Annotated in this window: 17 protein-coding genes; 4 read left to right on the top strand and 13 right to left on the bottom strand. The window is 55.3% G+C overall.

Annotated features, from left to right (window positions below):
• Window positions 1–18: 18 nt before the first annotated feature.
• Window positions 19–954 (bottom strand): malate dehydrogenase, encoded by a 936-nt coding sequence (gene mdh, locus EC836_RS19085; protein WP_123336054.1) that lies wholly within the window; start codon window positions 952–954, stop codon window positions 19–21.
• A 448-nt stretch (window positions 955–1,402) separates the two neighbouring features.
• Here mdh and argR point away from each other — a divergent pair, with 448 nt between their 5' ends.
• From argR to yhcN (EC836_RS19070), 3 genes are all read left to right on the top strand, one after another.
• Window positions 1,403–1,873: a transcriptional regulator ArgR gene (argR, locus tag EC836_RS19080; protein ID WP_123336052.1), complete on the top strand. Its 471-nt coding sequence runs from the start codon at window positions 1,403–1,405 to the stop codon at window positions 1,871–1,873.
• A gap of 451 nt (window positions 1,874–2,324) precedes the next feature.
• Window positions 2,325–2,588, top strand: coding sequence for a peroxide/acid stress response protein YhcN (yhcN, locus tag EC836_RS19075; protein WP_123336050.1), 264 nt, complete (start codon window positions 2,325–2,327; stop codon window positions 2,586–2,588).
• A gap of 112 nt (window positions 2,589–2,700) precedes the next feature.
• On the top strand, window positions 2,701–2,970 hold the full coding sequence (yhcN, locus tag EC836_RS19070) for a peroxide/acid stress response protein YhcN (RefSeq protein WP_123336048.1): 270 nt from the start codon (window positions 2,701–2,703) through the stop codon (window positions 2,968–2,970).
• A gap of 255 nt (window positions 2,971–3,225) precedes the next feature.
• Here the strand turns inward: yhcN (EC836_RS19070) and EC836_RS19065 are convergent, their stop codons facing one another.
• From EC836_RS19065 to aaeX, 4 genes are all read right to left on the bottom strand, one after another.
• Window positions 3,226–3,495, bottom strand: coding sequence for a barstar family protein (locus EC836_RS19065; protein WP_123336475.1), 270 nt, complete (start codon window positions 3,493–3,495; stop codon window positions 3,226–3,228).
• A gap of 354 nt (window positions 3,496–3,849) precedes the next feature.
• Window positions 3,850–5,808 carry a p-hydroxybenzoic acid efflux pump subunit AaeB gene (gene aaeB / locus EC836_RS19060; protein WP_370348256.1) on the bottom strand — a complete coding sequence of 653 codons (1,959 nt, stop codon included), beginning with the start codon at window positions 5,806–5,808 and terminating at the stop codon, window positions 3,850–3,852.
• Between the two features lie 13 nt (window positions 5,809–5,821).
• A complete protein-coding gene (gene aaeA / locus EC836_RS19055) occupies window positions 5,822–6,754 on the bottom strand; it encodes a p-hydroxybenzoic acid efflux pump subunit AaeA (RefSeq protein WP_123336044.1) in 933 nt (310 codons plus the stop codon).
• 7 nt (window positions 6,755–6,761) lie between these two features.
• Window positions 6,762–6,965: a p-hydroxybenzoic acid efflux pump operon protein AaeX gene (gene aaeX / locus EC836_RS19050; RefSeq protein ID WP_123336042.1), complete on the bottom strand. Its 204-nt coding sequence runs from the start codon at window positions 6,963–6,965 to the stop codon at window positions 6,762–6,764.
• A 265-nt stretch (window positions 6,966–7,230) separates the two neighbouring features.
• On the opposite strand from aaeX, the gene aaeR reads away from it, so the two are divergent.
• Complete coding sequence (aaeR, locus tag EC836_RS19045; RefSeq protein ID WP_123336040.1) at window positions 7,231–8,148, top strand: HTH-type transcriptional activator AaeR; 918 nt, start codon at window positions 7,231–7,233, stop codon at window positions 8,146–8,148.
• A gap of 81 nt (window positions 8,149–8,229) precedes the next feature.
• On the opposite strand, the gene tldD is transcribed toward aaeR, so the two are convergent.
• The 8 genes from tldD to csrD form a co-directional block, all read right to left on the bottom strand.
• A complete protein-coding gene (gene tldD, locus EC836_RS19040) occupies window positions 8,230–9,675 on the bottom strand; it encodes a metalloprotease TldD (RefSeq protein ID WP_123336038.1) in 1,446 nt (481 codons plus the stop codon).
• Between the two features lie 102 nt (window positions 9,676–9,777).
• Window positions 9,778–13,572, bottom strand: coding sequence for an AsmA2 domain-containing protein YhdP (gene yhdP, locus EC836_RS19035; RefSeq protein WP_123336036.1), 3,795 nt, complete (start codon window positions 13,570–13,572; stop codon window positions 9,778–9,780).
• Between the two features lie 41 nt (window positions 13,573–13,613).
• On the bottom strand, window positions 13,614–15,083 hold the full coding sequence (gene rng / locus EC836_RS19030; protein WP_123336034.1) for a ribonuclease G: 1,470 nt from the start codon (window positions 15,081–15,083) through the stop codon (window positions 13,614–13,616).
• Window positions 15,073–15,666, bottom strand: a complete 594-nt coding sequence (locus EC836_RS19025) for a nucleoside triphosphate pyrophosphatase (RefSeq protein ID WP_123336032.1) — start codon at window positions 15,664–15,666, stop codon at window positions 15,073–15,075. The genes rng and EC836_RS19025 overlap by 11 nt, the downstream gene beginning before the upstream one ends.
• Window positions 15,667–15,675: 9 nt before the next feature.
• The gene (mreD, locus tag EC836_RS19020; RefSeq protein ID WP_123336030.1) at window positions 15,676–16,164 is read right to left on the bottom strand and encodes a rod shape-determining protein MreD; all 489 of its coding nucleotides are present in this window, start codon (window positions 16,162–16,164) and stop codon (window positions 15,676–15,678) included.
• Window positions 16,161–17,213, bottom strand: coding sequence for a rod shape-determining protein MreC (gene mreC, locus EC836_RS19015; protein WP_123336029.1), 1,053 nt, complete (start codon window positions 17,211–17,213; stop codon window positions 16,161–16,163). Before mreC ends, mreD begins: the two co-directional genes overlap by 4 nt.
• A gap of 70 nt (window positions 17,214–17,283) precedes the next feature.
• Window positions 17,284–18,327, bottom strand: coding sequence for a rod shape-determining protein MreB (gene mreB, locus EC836_RS19010; protein WP_105592886.1), 1,044 nt, complete (start codon window positions 18,325–18,327; stop codon window positions 17,284–17,286).
• A 314-nt stretch (window positions 18,328–18,641) separates the two neighbouring features.
• Window positions 18,642–20,591, bottom strand: coding sequence for an RNase E specificity factor CsrD (csrD, locus tag EC836_RS19005; protein ID WP_123336027.1), 1,950 nt, complete (start codon window positions 20,589–20,591; stop codon window positions 18,642–18,644).
• Between the last annotated feature and the right edge of the window lie 9 nt (window positions 20,592–20,600).

Raw genomic sequence — 20,600 nt, 5'->3', positions numbered from 1 at the left:
ACGGGGCGAAATACGGACTTACTTAATAAAATCTTCGCCGAGGGCGATATCTTTTTTCAGCGTATCCAGCATGTGATCCAGCGACTGCTGTTCGAACGCGCTCAGTTTGCCGATCGGCCGACGTTCAACAATACCATTTTTGCCCAGCAGCAGCGGCTGTGAGAAGAAGCGGGCATATTCGCCGCTGCCTTCGACATAGGCGCATTCCACCACATCGCTTTCTCCTTTCAGGGCGCGCACCAGCGACAATCCGAAGCGTGCGGCGGCCTGTCCCATAGAGAGCGTTGCTGAACCGCCACCGGCTTTCGCTTCAACCACCTCGGTACCGGCATTCTGAATGCGTTTAGTCAGATCCGCCGCTTCCTGCTCGGTAAAGCTCACGCCTTCAATCTGCGACAACAGAGGCAGGATGGTGACGCCAGAGTGGCCGCCCACGACCGGAACGTTCAGATCCTGTGGCTGCTTGCCCTTCAGCGCAGCCACAAAGGTGTTGGCGCGGATAATATCCAGCGTGGTGACGCCGAACAGTTTGTTTTTGTCATACACACCGGCCTTTTTCAGCACTTCAGCCGCAATGGCTACCGTGGTATTAACCGGGTTTGTAATAATGCCAATCAGCGCTTTTGGTGCGGTTGTAGCGACCTGTTCAATCAGATTGCGCACAATACCCGCATTGACGTTAAACAGGTCGGAACGGTCCATACCCGGTTTACGCGCCACGCCGGCGGAAATCAGCACCACATCAGCGCCCTGCAAAGCCGGGGTCGCATCTTCACCGCTGAAGCCTTCAATTTTGACTGCTGTAGGGATATGGCTAAGGTCTACCGCAACACCCGGGGTAACGGGGGCGATGTCATAGAGAGAGAGTTCTGAACCAGCCGGAAGCTGGGTTTTCAGTAGGAGGGCCAGAGCCTGGCCGATACCACCCGCTGCACCGAGAACTGCAACTTTCATCCTAAACTCCTTATTATTTTGAGCATGTTATGCCGGGAAATCCATCTGCTTAAGACCTTAGACGACCTGTGGGATAATGACGATAGCGGGTTTGCCATTTTGCGTACTTACGCACTAAAAAGCAGCAAATGCTGAAGATATGCCCGCATTACATCCTGTTATCGCTGGTCGCCAGTCATTGCAACATGCAGACATCGTGATCCGGCGTACCTTACACCTATAGCACTTATCCGAACAACATCAATTTTATAACAAATTGTTCACTTATTGTGCAGAATGGTACACGTGGAGTCCATTTCTTTTCAGTACCAAAGTTTGTTAGAATCCGCCCCCGGTAAAGCTGTCACCTCGCCGAATAATTCCCGTTTGCATAAAAATTCATTTAATTGCATAATAATGTACTATCCCGCTTGGGGTTCCCCCTTTCACTCCCTTTTATCGGTAACCTATGCGTAACCCATCAAAGCAAGAAGAACTGATTAAGGCGTTTAAAGCCTTACTAAAAGAAGAAAAATTCAGCTCGCAGGGCGAAATCGTTAATGCGCTGCAGGAAGAAGGCTTCGAGAACATCAATCAGTCAAAAGTCTCGCGGATGCTGACCAAGTTTGGCGCGGTACGCACCCGTAACGCGAAAATGGAGATGGTGTACTGCCTGCCCGCCGAGCTTGGCGTTCCTACCACCACCAGCCCGCTGAAAAACCTGGTACTGGACGTCGACTTCAACGATGCGCTGGTCGTGATCCACACCAGCCCGGGAGCCGCCCAGCTCATTGCCCGCCTGCTCGACTCACTGGGTAAAGCCGAAGGCATCCTTGGCACCATTGCCGGAGACGACACCATCTTTATTACTCCTGCACGCGCCTTTACCGTCAAACAGCTACATGATGCAATACTGGCGCTGTTTGAACAGGAGCTTTAAAAGGCAGGGTTATAAGCATAACCAGCCCGTTCCCAACGGTTAACTCCATGCTAACACCTGTTGCATGACGGTTTGTCAGGCCTATCGTCCAACAACGCCTAAGCAAATGCGGGCTGAACCGCACCACAACAGCAGATATGACTGGCCTTTAGATCAAAAGCAGGGGCCAGACATCGCGAAATTTATTTCACCCATGTGATCCGCCACAAATAACCGCACAAATAGTTAAAGTCGCGCAGGTTAATGTTTTTACGCGAATTTAACAGTCTCAGAGCAAAATATAAGCATTTGTTATAACGACTGGTTATAAAAACCGCACACAGTTGCAATAAATCCCAAAAAAATATTATTAGCCTGCTATTAATATTTCTCGTTATCAGATCTATACTTATTTCCGTGATGAGAATCACAGTAAATAAAAAGATAAAAACAGTTGACGAGGAATAAAATCATGAACATTAAAACTACTATTGCCGCTTTAAGCGTACTATCTGCCCTGTCATTCGGCACTTTTGCCGCCGAATCTGTCAATACCACTCAGGCACAAAATTTGCAGTCAATCGGTGTCGTTAGCGTAAGCGGCATTGCCGGTTCGCCAATGGATATCCGTCAGGCGCTGGACAGCAAAGCGACCGAGAAAGGTGCCAGTGCATACCGCGTTATCGAGAGCTATCAGAACGGTAACTGGCATGCCACCGCTGAGATTTATAAATAATACCGATTTAAAAACGTTATTCGGTTTCAACACAATTAGTACGGTAACCCCAAGAATAATAAATGCTTTTTAGCCCTTTCGGTTACCGAAAAAACATTATCTGGAGTCAATCATGAAAACCACATTTACTATCGCTGCTTTAGGTCTTGCTTCTGTTCTTTCATTCAGTGCCAGCGCTGCTCAACTGGTGAATACCGATCAGGTTGCTCAGCAGAATCTGCAGTCCGTCGGAACCATCAGCGTCAGCGGCATTGATGGCGCGCCAAGCGATATTCGTCAGCAGCTGTCTGATAAAGCGGACCAGCAGGGTGCGACCTCTTATCGCGTGATCGAAGCGCATAACGATGGTAATTACCACGCCACAGCTGAACTGTATAAATAAGTATTCGTACCGGATGCGTGGCGTCCGGCGATAATATTAAGAGCAGGTTTAATGCTGCAGCCCGTTACGTGAGAGCAGCTGTCATAAAATGCGGATATGTAGGGCAAGCGCCTGGTAGATGGTTGAAACCGCAGTCAGGATAGCGGGCACGTAACCGCTCAGATTTCTAAGCTATTCCTCGTCGATGGCTATCCGTTGATAGCCCAATATGACGAACCTTTTGGCCCCGCTCGCCGGGGCCCTTTTTGATGGCAGCTATCTGACATTGAAGTAGAGCTGGCCTTCCAGCTCCTCTTCCGCTTCATCAAACAGCAGAATCAGCGCACCATAGCGGCGCTTCTGACCACTTCCCAGATTGATAAACTCAATTTCCAGCGGTAAAGGCATCGCCACCGCAGTCAGCACATCCCACAAGCTGTCGAGATCGCTAATGTCGTGCGGCTCAAGAGCGAAGCGCTCGCTGAACTGGCGATAAAAATGCGCCCTATCGACAATCACGTTAAAGTCAAAAATCTCTTTTCTCATTAAGGCTGCTCCGCTGAAAAAACTGCCGGACGACATGCCGCCCGCCGGGTTACAGTCCAACAATATGCAGGTCAGGAATCGACCTTTTACTTCACATATACAACGCTTCAGGCCCACGGAAAGTGCCAGATGGCATTCCCAACACGCAGGTTTACATCAATTTTCCGCAGCAAGGTGTCCCGTCTGTACAAGCCCCTTTTCCTTAAAGATGAGATCGTTTATGGCTTGTCCCGGTTCGATTGCGGTTATATCAACAAGTATAGATGGCAAAACCATGCGGTTTTGTGACGGAATGACATCATCAGGCGGAAAAGTGCGGGGAGATGCCGGTAGCCTGCACTACCGGCGGCAGGATCAAATCTGAATCAGGGTATTCTGGTATTTTTTCAACATCTGCGCCAGCCGTGCCACCGGCTCGGTGACGCTAACCGGTGCCTCATACAGCGCCAGCTTTTGCTGGTAAATATCAAATTCGGACAGCAGACGGGTGAAATAGTGGCGCCGCTTCGCATCGCTACCCGCTGAAATCACTCGATCGGCGGTATGGCGCAGCTGCTTGTGGAAAGCCGACAGATCGTCGTTAATCGGGATCTCCGCATCGCGCAGCCTCTGGTGACCAATAATTAGCGTCAGCGCCAGGCGGAATTTATCAATATCGCCCGGGAAGATATTCAGCAGCATAAACAGCTGCTGATAAAGCGCGGGAAGATGGTTTTCCCGCCGCCTTGCCGTGTTGGTCGTCATCGCTGAAACCGCCGCATACATAAAGCGATTGAGCAACGTCCGGCCCACGCGCGCCTTGGAGCTGTCGCGAATAAGCAGGATCACCAGCAGCGCGACAAAACAGCCGATAGCCTGCCCCAACGCACCATCAAGGAAGGTGCTGACGTCGAAAGTCATTGGATTATCCAGCGTCAGAATATTAATCGTCCCCACCAGCGCGCCCAGCGTACCGATCTGACGCCGCTGAATAAAGATACCGGCCACAAACGCCATCACGCCGAGAGCGATGCACAGCAGCAGCATACTCTGCTGGGTAGCCGGCATGATCACCATGTAATAGAGTGCGCCCAGCGGCAGAGCGAACAGCATTCCGTAAAGGAAATCCTTGGCCATCATCAGCGGGTTAGGCATGCGCATTGCCAGGGCGGTGATCACCGCCAGCATAATCATCGCCCCACTGCCCGAGGCCCAGCCGGTCCACAGCCAGAATACGGAGCCCACGGCCGTCGCGACGAAGGTACGAACACCGTTGATAATTGCATGCCGGGATTCTGCCGACCGCATCCTGACCTCCGGCTCGGCATTCAGCACCTCTTCTTCGATCCGACTGATGCTGCTGTTGGTGTGTATCCCTTTTAGCAGCAGCAAATAGCGACTGGCTGCCCCCACCCAGCTGCGGATGGTCGCCGGCGTATTTTTGCTACCGCTGACGGTAATAATTCGCCGCATGATTTTCATCCGCTTGTGGATATCCGCCGTACTTTCAACCGGCTTTTCAAACAGCATCACAAACTGAGGCGGCACATAGCTCTGGCGGGAATTTTGGATCAGGAACGTTTCGCAAGCCTGGGTGATCAGCGTCAACGAAAGCGTGTTCATGACCGCCATACGGCGCTCGACCTTCGGCCATCCACCCGACTCCATCATCAGCAGCGAACGCATGCCCTTCAGCGCCGTAGTGCGACGCACCAGACCGGCCCAGGTTTTATCCACTTCATCCTTGTCGGCATGGGCGACGCACAGCTGCATCAGTCGGTAATGCTCCATCAACAGCGCATCGGCCTCGCGGTCAATATCCTGCTTGATGGATCGCGGTGAAAACAGCATATCGGCCAGAATGGCGCAGACGATCCCGATGATGATTTCACTACAGCGCTCTACGGCAAACTGCGGTGCCAACAGCAGCGAACCGCTTGAATCCACGCTGACGACGATAATCAATGCGGTATAGCCCGCCAGGCCTAGTGCGTAGGAGTTTTCCAGCTTGATGAGCGAAGAGAGCCACACGCACACGCCGGCCCACAGGCAGCACAGCAGCAGCATCAACAGCGGTGCACGGATAGTGGCGATCATGATGGTCAATGCCGCTATACAGCCGATAAACGTACCGACAATACGCAGCATGCCGCGATAGCGTAGCGCCCCGGAGAAGGGATCGCCCCCGGCGGCAAAGGCCGTACCGCCAGCGACAATCGCAGCGGTCATCACCGACCAGCGCGGGGTTTCAAGGTTGAATTCAAAGCCAACAAACAGCGCCAGAATGATGGCAAAGGTCAGCTTGATAGGGAATCGCAGACGATACCACTGCATCATTTACGCCACCTTAGCCAAACTCGCGCAGGCGATGCAGCAGTTTCATCAGCGGTGAAACGTCTTTTGCCTGGCGATCCTGCTCACCGGTCACCACCACCGTCGCCGTGGTACCTGACGGGAAGAGATTCCCCGGCTGCTTATCCAGACGAATACGGACCGGCACGCGCTGCGCCAGACGCACCCACTCCAGATTCGAATCGACGGTTGCCATACCTTTACTGTCGACGGTGCTGCTGCTGTTGGTCACCCCTGCGGCCACGCTGTCAACGGATCCCAGAATGACCTGGTTGCTGCCGAGCGGCGTGATTTCAACGCGATAGCCAGGGCGGATGCCGTCGAGTTTGGTTTCTTCCAGATAGGCGAGCACATAAAACGAATTCTGTTTAACCAGCGCCACCGACGTCGAACCACGGGTAATAAACTCACCGCCGTAAACGTTCAGGTTGGTGATCCATCCGGCTGACGGTGCCTTCACTACGGTACGCTCAAGATCCAGCTGCGCCAGATCGCGCGTAGCGATCGATTTCGCCAGTTGGTGTTCGGTGGTCTGGAAATCATTGTTGGCCTGATCGATCGCTTCCCGCGACATTGCGGAAACCCCTAACTGATTGCGGCGCGACGCTTCGCGGCGCTTTTCGCCGAGAATGGCCTGATAGTAGGCAACGTCGGCATTCGCCTCTTCCAGCGCTTTCTGGTAACGCGGCTGGTCGATGACAAACAGCACCTGGCCCTTCACGACCAGCTGGTTATCACGCACGCGCACATCGGTGATCAACCCACTCACATCGGGCGCAATGGCGACCACATCGGCGGTAAACTTAGCATCGCGGGTCCACGGGGATTCGGTATAAAACACCCAAACGCGGAAAATCAGAACAACCGCGATCGCCACCAAAATCAGGGTAATGGCGAAACGGGAAATTTTTTTTATTAGTGCTTTCACGATGACCTCAGACGAACAAGCGGGATACAAGGTAGAACAGACAGCAGTACAGAGCTGTATTAAACAGCGCCGGGTGCCAGACACTGTCATACAGTCCGGTCGGCATCAGCAGGCGGCGAACCAGCCAGAACAACATCAGTGACACGACAATTTCAAAAAAAATGGGCGGAAAGGAAAGCCCGAAAACCACGATAACAGGTAGCACACTCATCTCTTATCCTTGTAAAAACCATACCGGAATCTGAAGACGCATAACGTTCTCCCACCTGTTTCAGGGCAGTTTAAAGTTCAGGCTGATGATGGCCACGGAGCTGGGCCCGGATCACAACCGATACTCACAAAATAGTAGCTTATAAAGTGAGCTTTAAAATAGGAGTAGGACTTCAGAACGTTAGTCCGGCGCTGCTATAGTAACGCGCATGACTATAAGTTATCTACCAAATGTGATCTAAATCACTTTTAAGCTAGGGTTAATAATGGAAAGACTGAAAGGCATGTCCGTTTTCGCCAAAGTGGTTGAACTCGGCTCGTTCACCGCCGCGGCACAGCAACTCCAGCTCAGCGTCTCGGCAGTTAGCCAGATAGTGGCCCGGCTGGAAGATGAGCTGCAGGTCAAATTGCTCAACCGGAGTACGCGCAGCATCGGGCTGACCGAGGCGGGAAAGATCTATTTTCAGGGCTGTCGGAGAATGCTGTCTGAAGTTCAGCAGGTACATGAACAGCTGTGGGCATTTAACAATACGCCGATTGGCACCCTGCGCATCGGCAGTTCTTCCACCATGTCGCAAAACCTGCTGGCCCCGATGACGGTCGAGATGCTCAAGGAATATCCCGGTCTGACGATTAATCTGGTCACCGGCATTCCGGCCCCCGATCTGATTGCCGATGGCCTGGATCTGGTTCTGCGCGTGGGGACGCTGCAGGATTCCGGGCTGTTCTCCAGACGTCTGGGATCGATGCCGATGGTGGTCTGCGCGGCAAAAAGCTATCTGGCGCAGCACGGCACGCCGGAAAATCCCGCCGATATCAGCAACTTTTCATGGCTTGAGTACAGCGTGCGCACGGACAACGACTTTGAGCTGACCTCACCGGAAGGCAAGTCTGTACGCTTATCGCCGCAGGGGCGTTTTGCCACCAATGATGCCCAGACGTTAATCCGCTGGCTGAAGGCCGGAACCGGTATCGCCTATGTGCCGCTGATGTGGGTGATTGAAGAGATCAACGCGGGTGAGGTGGAGATCCTGTTTACCCAGTACCACTCCATGCCACGCCCGGTCTATGCGTTGTATACGCAAAAAGACAAGCTGCCGCTTAAGGTTCAGGTGTGCATTAACTACCTTATCAGCTACTTCGATAAGGTGGATGAGATCTACCGGGAATTTCGCAAGGTTTAGCGTGGAGATAAAACATCGGGCGGCCGCCTGTGCGATCGCCCGAGATAAAACAGATACTGCGAAGGAATACCCGGCCGCGCGTTACGCCGTGCCGCCTACCGTCAGTTTATCCAGCTTCAGCGTTGGCTGACCGACGCCAACAGGCAGGCTCTGCCCTTCTTTACCGCATACGCCGACGCCTTTATCCAGCGCCAGATCGTTGCCGACCATCGAAATCTGCTGCATCGCCTCGATACCTGAGCCGATCAAAGTTGCCCCCTTCACCGGCTTAGTCACTTTGCCGTTCTCGATCAGATAGGCTTCCGAAGTTGAGAAGACGAACTTACCGGAGGTGATATCAACCTGACCGCCGCCGAAGTTCGGCGCGTACAGACCATATTCCACGCTGGCAATAATGTCTGACGGGGTAGATTTACCAGCCAGCATATAGGTGTTGGTCATGCGCGGCATCGGCAGGTGCGCATAGGACTCGCGGCGACCGTTGCCGGTTGGCTTAACGCCCATCAGGCGCGCGTTAAGCTTATCCTGCATGTAACCTTTAAGAATACCGTTTTCAATCAGCACGTTGTACTGGCCAGGCACGCCTTCATCATCCACGGCCAGTGAACCACGCAGCCCTTCAATGGTACCGTCATCGACCACGGTACAGAGTTCAGAAGCCACCAGTTCGCCCATTTGGCCGCTGAATACCGAGGTGCCACGACGGTTGAAGTCACCTTCCAGACCGTGGCCGACCGCCTCATGCAGCAGCACACCTGGCCAGCCCGCGCCCAGAACCACCGGCACCGAACCCGCCGGAGCCGCCACGGCGTTCAGGTTAACCAGTGCCATACGCACCGCTTCACGCGCCCAGGCATCGGCACGCACTTCGCCATCTTCATTGGCCAGGAAGAACTCATAGCCGTAACGACCGCCGCCGCCGCTGGAGCCGCGCTCGCGCTTGCCGTTATCCTCAACCTGTACGCTTACGGACAGACGAACCAGCGGACGCACATCTGCCGCCAGCGTACCGTCGGTGGCCGCCACCAGCACCAGCTCATAGATGCCGGTCAGGCTGGCAGAAACCTCCTGCACGCGCTTATCGGCGGCACGGGCAGCGCTGTCTACGCGGTGCAGCAGGGCAATTTTTTCTTCACGGGTCAGGCTTTGCAGCGGATCGAGCGCCGGATACAGCGGACGATGCAGCACCGCGCCCAGAGTGTGCGACTGTCCGTTGCCCTGCTCGCGTACGATGCTCCTGGCCGCTGTAGCGCTCTGATGCAGCGCATTGAGGGTGATCTGATCGGCGTAGGCAAAGCCGGTTTTCTCACCGCTGACCGCGCGCACGCCCACGCCCTGATCGATATTGTAGGAACCATCTTTGATGATGCGGTCTTCCAGCACCCAGGATTCATGATAGCTGGACTGGAAATAGAGGTCGGCATAATCCAGCTTACGCTCGGAGAGCTGGCCGAGAATGGCAAACAGATCGTTATGACTAATGTTATTGGCAGCCAGTAGCTGCTCACTCACCAGATTCAGACTCATGAATTCTCACTCAGTATGGATGAGCCAGCTGCGGCTGGCCCTCAATATTCATTTAGGTTCGCTATACTTACAGCGTGAGGCAATTACCTGGCCACGTCAAATTCACTTATCGTCGTTTTCTCGCGGCTTGCGCAGGACCTCATTGATTTCAGGCTTATCAATCGGCCCACTAATGTGATAACGCAGTACGGAAATTTTATTCCACAGTGGCCCCAGCACCTTGCTGGCGGCAAATACGGCCGCACCGACCACCGGGTTCACCACAAACGCGACGCCCACGCCGACCGTTGTCGATATTTCCGGCGCCACCACCGCTTCCATATCAATCTGGCGTTTTACCAGATCCATTTTGCCCTTCATGGCGATGTCCGCTTCCAGGCCATCCACCAGCAGGTTATCCGTGTGCATCACGCCATTTTCTATCCACGCGGTGCCGTTGATCGAATCAAACCAGAAGCCCTGGCCAAAGGTGTCGCTGAAATCGAAGCGCAGCTTGCGGATCAGCGCATCGAAGCTGACCAGGCGCAGCAGCTGACCGGCACGCCCGGTGGAGACGTCGGTGATCTGCCCCGCGCCGAGGTGCGACTTCAGCACGCCGCTCAGCGTTTCTTCCGAAGGCTGCCACGGTGCAGAACGCCAGTGCAGATCGTAGTCGAAGTTGAACGGCGCATCGCGCAGCGGGCTGCTGATGCCAAACCAGTTGGTCGCCTCGTTGATTTTTTTGCCGCTCAGTACGCCTTTCAATGAGGTGCGCTGGGTGTCCGGGCGGTTTACCCATTCACCGTTAACCGTCAGGCGCGCATTACCGCTGTCGATCAGCCCATTATCCAGCTTCAGCGTATCGCCTGCCGGAGTCAGCGATGCCTGCATGCGGCCAAATTTTTGCCCGCGCAACCAGCACTCGGCGCAGTTAAGATTCAGCGCAGGCCAGCGGCTGAAGTCGATGCTCGATGCATCGCCAGGCAGCGGTGCTCCGCCGCCCGAGGTCTGCCACTGCGGGTTGTAATAGAGATACTTGAGCTGCGCGATCCAGGGACCGGAGCGCTTCATCATCAACGAGCCATCCACCTCTTTACCTTTCGCGGCGACCGTTGTATCGCCAGAAACATCCTGGCTCACCGTGAGGTTGAGATCCTGCCATCGCTGACCCGCCAGCGTCAGGGCGGGCGTATGAAGGCGGATATCTCCCGGCAAGGTGCTGCTTCCTGCTTTCCCGCTCTCCGAGCCGGCACCGGCCAGAAGCCCCATCCACGCGCTACCGTCCAGCGGCGGCAGATTCAGCACCATGCCCTGAGCATCAGGCAGCGGCGGCGTGCGTTTGGCCTCGTTCTCCCAGATGCCGCGATCGATGCGCAGCTGTTTGCCCAGCAGCCAGCGGCTGTTAAAACGATGGCTGCTGCCGACCGAACCGCTGAGATCGAAGCTGTTAAGATTACCTTTAGCCGTCAGTTTAACCGGCGTATTAGCGGGCTTACTGAGATCCAGCGGTGCAGGTAAGTGACTGCTTACATTTTTCAGGTCGCTGTCGATATCAACCTGATAGTTGGCACCACCGCCGTGCGGTAGTTCGATGTGAACTTTACCCTGCCACGGCAGATTTCCCGCCAGCTGCGATCGTGCCGCTGATGGAATCACGGTTAACTCACCAGGCTGCCAGTCGGCCTGCAGATCCACGCCAATCTGATAGTCTTTCTCGCCTTCCTGAGTAGTAAAACTGACCGCCAGCGGCTGACCGAACCAGCGGGCGTGCATCAGGTCGCTTTTCAAATTGCCGTTATCATAGGTGAGCCGTCCGGAGAGCTGCTCGAAGGTGGTTTCCAGCGGTTTAATATGCAGAGAATTGTTTTTAAAGTTAACGTCACCCGTAGCGTGGACCTGCTTGCCATCCAGCGGGATATCAATATGTAAGTTACCACTCACATTTCCGCCGACCTGTAGTTCATCCAGCGCCGCCCCCAGCGATGACTTCAGTGGCGAATCGTTGAAATAGTCGCGAACCTGCTCGCCACCGCCGCTGATTTCACCGTCGATTAGCAGCTTCTCTTCCAGATAATCAGGGATCACCGCCGAGATGTTGCGCCCCTGCACCTCACCCAACTTAGTCTCTTCGGCCTTCATCCACAGACCGTTGTTCACGAAGTCGAGATCGATCGCCAGGTTTTCCAGCAGCGGCCAGCCGGGTTCGAATTCGTAGGTAGCTTTCCGCAGCGGCACCGCCACTTCAAACATGCCCTCGTTGTGCTTGAACGGGAATTTGTGTGGGTCGCCGGCAAAGATCAGCGTCGCGTTATCCACCTGTCCCCCTTTCAGCGCACCGCTGAGATAGTGAGTCAGTGACGTGCCCATTAGCGGCTCGGGGAAGTAGCGCCAGGCATCAGCGGCATCCGTCAGCTTAATGCCGGCCAGGATGTCCAGCCGTGGGGCCTGTCCTTTCTGCTGCTGATAATGGAAATCACCGCGGGACCACAGCGATCGGGCCTGCACGTCAAGCTGCTCGCCGGACAACGTCAGCCCGTCGGCATTATGCTGCCAGTTCAGCGCACCGGAAGCCCGGCCGATCTCCAGCGGAGCGCGGAACATATCGCCGTAGGGCACGGTCGCCTGCTGAATAGCAAACGCCAGTTGCCCGTCCGCCGCACTGCCGGAAAGCGAGCCGTTAAGATGCTCGATACCCGGCAGCAGCTTCCACTGCTGCCAGCTGAGGTTTTGCCAGCGGGCCTGAAAACGTGTCAGCTCGGGCTGGTTTAGCGGGACATCGGCGGCCAGCGACTGTATCTCGCCGCGCGGCTGCAGCGCACGCCAGTTTTCCAGCAGTTCCGGCGACAGTTTGGCAAACAGCGGAACCAGCGGGTCGAGCGAACCCAGGTCCAGATGCGTGGCGCGCACGCGCATTTCCGCCTGCTTATCCGGCCCCGGCAGCTCGCTGCTTTGCGGCAGCCAGAGCATGGACAGCTGGCCCTTCGGCCACGGATTATCGTCGGTGATAAAGCGCGTTTGCGGGATGTTAAGCAGCCAGCCCCGGTTGAAGCGGCTGATATGCGCGGTCAGATTATCCACGCTCAGGTGATGCGGCCTATCATAACCTTCCCACTTCGCACCGCCGCGCTTCAGCCAGACATCGCCGCCCCAGATTTCACCGTTTTTCACTTCCATCCATGCGGCAAGGCTGAATTTCGCACTTTCAAGGCTGGTATTGTCGCGCATCCACTGCCCCAGCCACGGCTTCACATCCACATCGTCGGCCTGCATCCACACGCGGCCGGTATCCAGATAACCGTTGCTGTCGCTCAGATCGAGGCGAACCTGCACGACGCCGTGCTGGCCGGTAAAGCTGGAGAGGCTGACCAGCCCCTCGGCCCGGTGGCGGTTGCTTTCGTTAAGCCAGGTGAGCTGGGGGATCGCCAGTTTGGCGCGCTGGCCTGAAGGGGTAACGAAACTGATTTCACTGTCGCGCAGATCGAAGTGATCGAACTGCCGCAGAAACAGATTGTTGAGATTATCAGCCTGCAGATTGGTTTGACCGCCGCCGCCGGTGAGCGGCGTGTTGGTCACCAGATTAAGCTGCCAGAAGGTCAGATCGCGAAACTGCCAGCGCAGATGCAGCAGAGACTGCCAGACATCCAGCGCCAGCGTGACGCGCTGAATGCTAACGCTGCCACCGTCAGACAGCGCCGCCTGAATGTCTTTGACTTCCAGGCGCGGGCCGAAAGACTCCCAGTTGCCAGCCAGCGAGCTGGCCGTCACTTTCCCGCCCGCTGCGGCCGAGACACGCTCCAGAATCGGCTCGCGCCAGGTGTTCATATGCGGCATCACCAGGCGTAAGCCACTGACCAGCAGCGCAATCACCACAACTAACGTTGCGCCAGTCAGTAACAAAATCCTCGGCAGTTGCCTCACATGCCTCTCCTTGTCTCGTTCCGGGGGTAACAGTTTTTACTCTACATCATCACTACGTCAAACTGTTCCTGCGTATAGAGCGGCTCAATCTGGACTTTAACCTGCTTGCCGACAAAGATTTCAACTTCTGCCAGCGCGTGGGATTCATCGCTCTTCAGCGCCTCACCGACCGCCGGAGAAGCGTAGACGAGGAAGCGGTCGGAGTCGTAAGCATGATGTACGCGAACGATTTCACGCATAATTTCGTAACACACGGTTTCCACCGTTTTCAGCGTGCCGCGCCCTTTACATACCGGACAGTCCTGGCACAGTACGTGCTCAATGCTTTCACGAGTGCGCTTACGCGTCATTTCCACCAGGCCCAGCTGTGAGAAACCGTTAATCCCGGTCTTCACCCGATCTTTGCTCAGCGCCTGCTCCAGAGAGTGCAGCACCCGGCGGCGGTGATCTTCATTACTCATATCGATGAAGTCGATAATAATAATGCCGCCGAGATTACGAAGCCGCAGCTGCCGTGCAATGGCCTGTGTGGCCTCAATATTCGTATTGAAGATAGTCTCTTCAAGATTACGATGGCCGACAAACGCACCGGTATTAATGTCGATGGTGGTCATCGCTTCGGTCTGATCGATGATCAGATAACCGCCGGATTTCAATTCAACCTTACGGTCTAAAGAGCGCTGGATTTCGTTTTCGACATCAAACAGGTCAAAAATCGGCTGCTTGCCGGTGTACAGCTCCAGCTTAGCGGTCATTTCCGGGATGTATTCGCCGGTGAACTCCACCAGGTGTTCGAAGGTCTGGCGCGAGTCGATACGAATGCGATCCAGCGCCGCGCCGGCAAAATCACGCAGAATGCGTTGCGAAAGCGCGACCTCACCGTACAGACGGTAGCGGGTTTGGTTGCGCTTCTTACGCTCAATGACCTTGGTCCACAGGCGCTTCAGGAACGCGGCATCGGACGCCAGTTCTTCTTCACCCACGCCTTCCGCAGCGGTGCGAATAATGTAACCGCCCAGCTCATCGCAATAGCCGGAAACCACCGCTTTCAGGCGGTCGCGCTCGGCTTCACTGTCAATACGCTGTGAAACGCCCACGTGGGAAGCACCCGGCATAAACACCAAATAGCGCGAGGGCAAAGTGATATCGGTGGTCAGACGCGCGCCTTTGGTGCCCAGCGGATCTTTCACCACCTGTACCATCAGATCCTGCCCCTGACGAACCAGCTCGGAAATATCCCGCACCGAGAAGTTTTTCTGCTCATCGCCCGCCACGCATTCGGTGTGCGGCATGATGTCGGAAGCGTGCAGAAAGGCGGCTTTCTCCAGGCCGATATCAACAAACGCCGCCTGCATCCCAGGCAGTACCCGGCTGACGCGACCTTTATAAATATTCCCGACGATGCCGCGGCGTGCCTCGCGCTCGATATGAATTTCCTGCAAAATGCCGCCGTCGATATAGGCAACGCGGGTTTCCGACGGCGTAATATTAACCAGCAGTTCAGCTGTCATCTTGTCCTCTCACTTCACGCAGCGCCAGAAAGCTGCTGAACAGCTCGGCTGTTTCAACCAGCGGCAATCCCACTACAGCGTAATAGCTTCCGTTAATTTTTCTGACAAAGTTTCCACCCAGTCCCTGAATCCCATACGCACCGGCTTTATCCATTGGTTCGCCGCTGGCGATATAGTTCCTGATATCATCTGGTGTCAGTGAGCGAAACGTCACATCGGTGACAACGAGGCAATCAAGCGACCGCTGCCTGTCGGCAAACGCTACGGCGGTCATCACCTGATGGGTCTGACCGGAGAGCTTCGCCAGCATCGCGGCTGCGGCATCTGCATCGGCTGGTTTTTCCAGCACTTCATTATGTAAGACGACAATGGTATCGGCCCCAAGCACGGGCAGATCCTGGCGGGCAACGGCCACGCCGGCCTGCGCTTTTTCCAGCGCCAGCCGACGGACGTAGTGTTCGGCCTGTTCGCCGTCGCGACGCTGTTCTTCTACCTCGGTAGAGATGCGTTCAAATGACAAACCAAGCTGAGTCAGTAGCTCACGACGACGGGGAGAACCAGAAGCCAGATACAGGGATACCATAATTGTCCTTTATTGTACGGCAAACTGGCGGCGAATTTTTCTCATCAGTAAGAACAACCAGGGCCAGAGGATGCCGTCGATGACGCTGCTCCAGAAAATTTCTGGCCTGAACGAAACGTTGATCACCAGGAATTCGGCCCAGAAGACGATCACATCCATCGCCAGCGACAGCACCATCACCATCAGTGCCTGCTGCCACAGCGCCAGATTGCGGAACAGCTGGAATTTAAACGCCACCAGATACGCGATAATGCTCAATGCCAGCGCACGTACGCCCAGCGTTGAGCCAGAGATGAGGTCCATTATAGATCCCATCACGAATCCCGTACCGACATTTACCCGATGCGGCAGCGCCAGCACCCAGTAAATTAAGATCAGCAGCAGCCAGGATGGCCGGAACATAAAAATCTGTTCCGGCCAGGGCATGATTTGCAGCACCAGCGCGACGAGAAATGAGAGCCAGATAACCCAGCGGCCATGACTGCGATAGCTACTCAAGGCTGACCTCCACGCACCGGTGACTGGCGGCGAACCGGCGTCGCCTGAGCTGGCGCGGGTTCCGTCACGGCAGCCGTGCCGGGCGCGGCGCTACCGCTTTCACTCGCGGCAGGCGGTGCAGGTGGCCCCATCTCGCTTACCGGCGGCAGCACCTGAGGCATCATTTGCATTAGGCGTTCGTTGGCCACGCGGTGAACTTCATCCGGCGCCATTGGCATGCTGCCGTTTCGATCGGCACCCCAAAGTAGCAGGAGATAGCGCAGGCGCTGCAGTCCGGCGGTCGGGCGAGCCTGAATAACCGTGTAGGCACGCTGCGTATCGACTTTCACCGACGACACTACGCCGACGGGATAGCCTTCAGGGAAGCGCCCACCGAGACCCGACGTCACCAGCACGTCGCCGACACGGATATCGATATTGCCCGGCAGATGCTCCAGCTGCAAATCTTCCGTGCAGCCGTTGCCCGCCGCGATCACCCGGATGTCGTTACGTAGTACCTGAATTGGCAGTGCGTGTGAGGCATCACAGATCAGCAGCACGCGGCTGGTGATTTTACCGACGGCAACAACCTGTCCTACCACGCCCTTATCGCTGATAACCGGCTGCCCTTCGTAAACCCCGTTTACGCTGCCTTTATCAATGACGACCTGGTCGGTGTACGGATCGCTGCCGGTGGAGATCACCTGGGTGACCATTTTGTGTTCGTCCTGACGCAGCGGAGAACCCAGCAGCTCGCGCAGACGGGCATTTTCCTGTTTGAACTGGCCCAGCATCAGCAGTTCGCTGTTCTTCAGGATCAGTTCACGACGTAAGGCTTTATTTTCCAGCTCGACCTGCTGGCGAGAGGCCAATGTTTCAGAAACATCGTCCAGAATTTGACGCGGCCCATTGGCCAGAAAGTAGAATGGACTAACGGCGGTATCCATATAGGTGCGTATTTGGGTGAAAGCCCCCATACGACTATCGGCAACAATAACGCCTATTGCCACTATAACCGCTAAAAATAAGCGTAACTGCAGGGAAGGCCCCCTGCTGAACATCGGCTTCATAAAATCGGCGTTTTCCTCGACAACATGAAAAAGGAGTGCGGGCAGCGTCCCGTCACTCCCTTCAGGCAAATTATTCTTCGCTGAACAAATCGCCGCCGTGCATGTCAATCATTTCCAACGCTTTACCACCGCCGCGCGCTACGCAGGTCAGCGGATCTTCTGCAACGACGACCGGGATCCCGGTCTCTTCCATAAGCAGGCGGTCCAGGTTACGCAGCAGCGCACCACCACCGGTCAGTACCATGCCACGTTCGGAGATGTCAGATGCCAGCTCAGGCGGGCACTGTTCCAGTGCGACCATTACGGCGCTCACGATACCGGTCAACGGTTCCTGCAGCGCTTCCAGGATCTCGTTTGAGTTCAGCGTGAAACCACGTGGAACTCCTTCAGCCAGGTTACGACCGCGCACTTCCATTTCGTGCACTTCATCACCCGGGTACGCCGAGCCGATGCCATGCTTGATGCGTTCTGCGGTCGCTTCACCGATCAGCGAGCCGTAGTTACGACGCACATAATTAATAATGGCTTCATCGAAGCGGTCACCACCAATACGTACGGAAGAGGAGTAAACCACGCCGTTGAGGGAAATAACGGCCACTTCTGTTGTACCGCCACCGATATCCACAACCATCGAACCGGTCGCTTCAGAGACCGGCAGACCAGCACCGATTGCCGCCGCCATTGGTTCCTCAATCAGGAACACTTCGCGCGCACCTGCCCCCTGGGCAGATTCACGGATAGCGCGGCGCTCAACCTGCGTTGCACCAACCGGCACACACACCAGCACGCGCGGGCTTGGGCGCATGAAGCTGTTGCTATGTACCTGTTTGATAAAGTGTTGCAGCATCTTTTCGGTCACGAAGAAGTCAGCGATAACGCCGTCTTTCATTGGACGAATAGCCGCGATATTGCCGGGCGTACGACCCAGCATTTGTTTTGCGTCATGACCTACTGCCGCCACGCTCTTAGGAGAACCGGCACGATCCTGACGAATAGCAACGACGGAAGGCTCATTAAGAACAATGCCCTGTCCTTTCACGTAGATCAGGGTATTGGCGGTACCCAGGTCGATGGACAAGTCGTTAGAAAACATGCCACGGAATTTTTTAAACATACTAAAGGATAATCCTGCAAGCTGGGGGCGGAAAATAAAATCCGCTTACTTTACCAACCACACGAAGCAGCGACAAGGCGCAAAAACAGTCTACTTCGGTGAAAAATCATGCTATCTCGCGCCGGTGTCACAACCTTCAGCAGCATTCTCTGCAAAAAATGCTGATAACGCGGCATCCTGCCATGGGGTATAGACGAATAAAGCGGACATAACATACATAATATTTAACATTTTAGTTTCGCTTCGGCTGGCAAGGAAGCCGCTTCGAACCACACCGCGCGGCTATTCTACGTGAAAACCCGGCTAACGGCAGGCTAAACTCGATATCTTTGCGAATATTTTTTCACGTTGCTGTTGACCGGCTGAGAGGACGCAAAAAAGTCCCCCTGACCACCGGTAACGCCCAGCTCAACCAGGGTTTGCCACTCCTCTTTGAAACGTACTCCGGCGGCAAAAACCCGGGTTGATGTGTGCTTGCAGCTCTCAATCAGGCTCTGCACAAACAGCTGATTTTCCGTACGCCGCTCAATATTGCGCACCAGCCCCGGATGTAGCTTGATCAGCTCCACCTGAAACTGCCGTATATAAGCGGTGCTAACCACGGTTAACCCAGCCTGGTTGATGGCCACGCGGCAGCCAAAACCATAGATCAAACGAAACACCGGATCCAACCGGTTGAAGTGTTGACACACATCCGCTTCTGCAAGTTCAAATAAAATACGTTTTCTTTGTGATTTAGTGCATTGCAGCAAACTATCGCGCAGCCAGTTGAGGAAACTTCGCTGCAGCAGAGAGTCCAGCGTCAGGGGAATGGCCAGCGTCTCTTCTGGCCACAGTTCGACCAGCGTGAGGATCCGCGTCACCATCTGGCGGTCATAGCGCTCAGCCAGCCCAAGCTGCAGCGCCAGTGGCAAATATTCCGCGGCCAGCAGCTCTTTTTCGCCATCAAAGATGCGCGGCATCATCTCCCGATGATGAACCTGACCTTCGCTGGTGACCGCCGGTTTCTGATACAGACGAGGCCCACCGCGGTTCACGGTATTCTCCAGCAACGTACGCCATTTCACGCTGCCACGCCCCAGGTCCTGGAGCGCGCCTTCACCAACCGACCAGCTGTTCCCGCCCTGCAACGTCGCCTGCCGCGTGGCCAGCTCCGCATTTTCCATAACCTGCTGTGTGGTCTGCCCGCTGCGCCAGCCGCTGATTCCGATATGGATCATGTCTTCGCGATCCAGCATGCGCGTCGGAGGAAGCGTATCGACGGCCTTGATCAGCTGCGAAGCAATGCCATCGGCATCTTTAATGCTGCGGTGCGGCAGCAGCACGGCAAAATCACTGCGGAAATAACGCGCCAGCAGCGCGCCCGGATAGCGTAAAACAAAGGTCGACAGCAGGTTAACCAGTGCGAACAGATAGTCCTGAACGTCAGTATGTCCCCAGCGCTCACGCAGCGTGTCAAAATCCGGCAGGCGGACCATCATCACCATGCCGTGGGTGCCGACGGCCTCGGGATCTTCCAGTAACGTGGTCAATTGATTGTCAAAGAACAGACGATTATTCAGTCCGGTTCTCGGATCCTGCGCGGCAAAGGTGCGGATCAGCGTATCGACCCGGTAATGCTGCTCCCCCGCCTCTTTCAAATCCGCCAGCAGCAGGTCGATTGCGCTGCTCGCTTTCGGCGGCCATTCATGCACCGATCCCGGCCTGACGCTGGCACGCTCCCCTTTGATGATCGCTTCGGCGCGTATTTCCAGCTTTTCCAGGCCCCTCAGTTGCCGATAGAGCCAGCGGTGGGACTGCGCCAGTAAAAATGTCATGATCGCGACAACGGCCAGGATAGCCAGCAGCGTGGAAGCACCGATCATCGAGCTGAACCAGGTTTTGGTTGGATCGAGCCACATAATGCGCAGGGTTAAATCAGGATGCTGGCGGAGATGAATATCGGTCTGGCGAAAGCGGTTTGGCTCATCATCCAGCAGCGACTGCTGATGCCGGGTGACCTCCAGCAGTGTGTTGCTGCCGTCGTTCAGTTCGATGCGCTCAATCTGTAAGGGGTTCATGACCTGATGGAGCCAGGGGGAGATCTGCTGCGGAGACTGGCTTAGTAAGGCAATATCGACATCTTCAGCCATACGCTCAACCCGGAATTCTGCTCGCTGGTTGCTCATATAGAAGAAGCTGAGTACGCAGCCCACCAGCATTAGCAACATCCCTAATGCGCAGAGTAGCGTGACGATCGCAGAAAATTTGGTGGTTAATCGCATCCTTGTGCC

Source organism: Erwinia sp. JUb26 (assembly GCF_003751505.1).
Lineage (GTDB): Bacteria > Pseudomonadota > Gammaproteobacteria > Enterobacterales > Enterobacteriaceae > Erwinia.
The sequence above is the reverse complement of the archived record's forward strand: the minus strand, read 5'-3'. Positions and strand labels throughout refer to the sequence as shown.